2 protein-coding genes are annotated in these 2,602 nt (G+C 52.0%); both read right to left on the reverse strand.

The window, feature by feature from the left end:
* Positions 1 to 1,044: 1,044 nt before the first annotated feature.
* Positions 1,045 to 1,845 (reverse strand): TIGR02452 family protein, encoded by an 801-nt coding sequence (locus tag HMPREF9453_RS06435; protein ID WP_008859751.1) that lies wholly within the window; start codon positions 1,843 to 1,845, stop codon positions 1,045 to 1,047.
* A gap of 74 nt (positions 1,846 to 1,919) precedes the next feature.
* Entirely contained in the window at positions 1,920 to 2,375 is a 456-nt protein-coding gene (locus HMPREF9453_RS06440; RefSeq protein WP_008859752.1) for an arsenate reductase/protein-tyrosine-phosphatase family protein, read from the reverse strand.
* Positions 2,376 to 2,602 lie beyond the last annotated feature (227 nt).

The raw sequence follows: 2,602 nt of genomic DNA on the forward strand, positions 1-2,602 counted from the left end.
CCACCAAAGGGGGATGCATTTCCTCGCCCGCAGGGCGGTTGTTAAGGTTTTATCATAAGAGGGCGCCTTCTATAAATTTAGAGGCGCCACCACAACCCTCGCGCCGGAGGCGCGTCAAACCTAAGAACCCTCGGGGCGATAGCCCCGTCAAACTTTAGACCCCTCAAGCCCCAAAGAATCTCCATAGAATCCACACGTAAAAGGCCTTCACCGGATGGCAGCCGGTGAAGGCCTTTGTATTTTTGGAGTTTGGGAATGGTGTAATCATGGACCCATAGAAAATGAGCCTATGAAGAGGTATGGGGAGAATCCCTGCAGAAAGGGGAAAGGAGGAAACTTTCCATTTCCTGCGGCTGTCATACCGTCAGCCGGGTACGGGAGAAAGACAGGGCGCATGCTGAATTTGTCACTTCTGCCGAAACACTGACCTGTGCGGGGTGAAGGAATGAATGCATTCCTGTGCAATGGCCAATCTCCATCTGCCCTTTTTCCCTGTCAGCCCCTACGAAAGGCTTGGCCGAAAAAGAGGAAAGAGGAAGATGCCTCTTCCTTACCTTCAGCAAAAATGATTCCGCTTTGAAACCCTGTAACAGTCAAACGATTTCAAAAGCGGCAGATTCGCGGACCCTTCCAGCCGCTGCCCCTCCAGCCTGCCTGTGGCAGAGTGGCTGAGGAATCCGGATCTCACAATCGAAATACTTCGGAGGATAGACCTCAAAAGGTTCTCATTTCTCCCCTTCCCCAAAGGATCGTACGTTTCATCTGCCGGGAAACCTGCCGGAAATCAAAGGGCCGGGCCAGCGGGAAAAAAGAAAAAGGAACCGGCGGTACAGCATGGAAACCATACTTATCACCTTAACCTGTCTCTATTATACATCATTTAGGATTTTATTAAAGGCGATTGTTATCTTTTAAAGGAGGAAATGGTAAAAAATGCCGCTGCTGCCGGCAAAAAGGGCTTATTGAATTTTTCTTTAAGCACTTCATGAGAAAGAGAGGGTTTCTCGCCGAAGGAGCAGGGAGCCTGCCGCCATAGGATGAAGCCTATGGGGAAAACCTTTCCCGAAAGGCCTGGAGATTCCTCTTGTCTCCAGGGCAGTATATGGCAAAGAGGATAGAGTCGAAATAAAAGCGATACCTTTCCTCCACCAGTACCCTGTAAAAATCAGAGGCTACCTGGTCCGGCGGATTGAGAAATACGCCGCAGCCCCAGGCGCCCAGGGTCAGAGTCCGGATACCCTTTGCCGCTGCCAGGGCTAGGATGCGTCGTATGCGCTGTATCCGCCGGCGGTTGATTTCCTTTTTATCCATTTCTCCTGCCGGTCCCCGAAGGTCTATGGCCGGCGCCGTGATGACAGCGGTTTGGCGGGGCGGCCCGAAAAGAGTACCGTCGGCGCTTCGGAAGATTTCTACGAAAGGAGAAAAGACCATGCTGCCAGAGCCGTACATACTCTGGCGCCGCCGGTTCTCTTCATAATAGGGAAGTCCCTTTTTCCCTGAAAGGGATGCATAGAGGGTACTCTCCCGGCAGAGGGCTTCCTCCTGGGAAGAGGCGCCGTAAAGATATCCGCCGCCGGGGGTAAAGGCATTGGCAAAATTCAAGACTCCCTCTGCTCCGTAGGCCAGGGTATCTCCTTCGACCACCGAAATTCTTCCTTCCCCAAAGGGAGCGGAAAGGGAAGAGATCATCTCTTCCAGCACCTTCGGCCCGTAGATTTCCGCTTCCTCCAGTCTGGAAAGGGGAGAGGCAAAATGAAATACCGCTCCCCCTGCTTCATAAAATCCCTGGTTGATGATTTTTTCATTTTCTCTGGCCATGGCCATATAGCGCATTCTTGTATCCATCTGTTCCTCCGTGAACACGCTCCCGGGGGCCTGTCTGGCGTCCCATGGCAGGTCGCAGCCTTTCCGCAGGGGCCCTACTCAATCCAGTCCTTATATTTCTCCAAGAGTTTCTGACAGGCAATGTCTGAAGCCTGGAAGGCTTCTTCAAAGGAGGCCCCTTTATAGGGATTGGCAATGCCGCCGTCATAACCGGCTGCCGCGGACAGGAGGGAAATCTTATTGTCCACATCGCCGCCCATGGTATTGAAAAGCCGGGGATCCTGGGGATTGTCCATGAGGAAAATGTAGTTGAACTGGTCATAGGTGCTCCATTCCAGGGGCAGGGCTTTCTTATTGGTGGCAGGGATGCCGTGGGCTGCCAGTACATCCTTTCCTTCCTGGCAGAGAGGGGAGCCTTCCTTTTCCAGGCAGGCGGAGGAGACATAGATTTTCTCCGACAGGCCTGCTTCTTTCACCAAATGTTTCATAATGAATTCCGCCATTGGCGGCTCGCCGCTTCCGGTGTGAGACAGGAACAGAAGTTTAATCATGGAAAGGCTCCTTTCACTGATGAAATCCAAATATATTCTGTCTTATTACTCAAACTTCGCACACGGAAAACATCCCGTATGCCTTGATAAATCAGCTTGAACTGAATGTCGAAAGCCATTCACGCACACTTCTGTGCACGCAGACGACTCATCCAAAGAGCGGGCAGATCGTTCAGGAATCGTTCCAAGAGCGATTCGACCAGCAAGACTTCTGACGGATATTCTGC

It is taken from the genome of Dialister succinatiphilus YIT 11850 (assembly GCF_000242435.1).
Classification (GTDB): Bacteria; Bacillota; Negativicutes; order Veillonellales; family Dialisteraceae; genus Dialister; species Dialister succinatiphilus.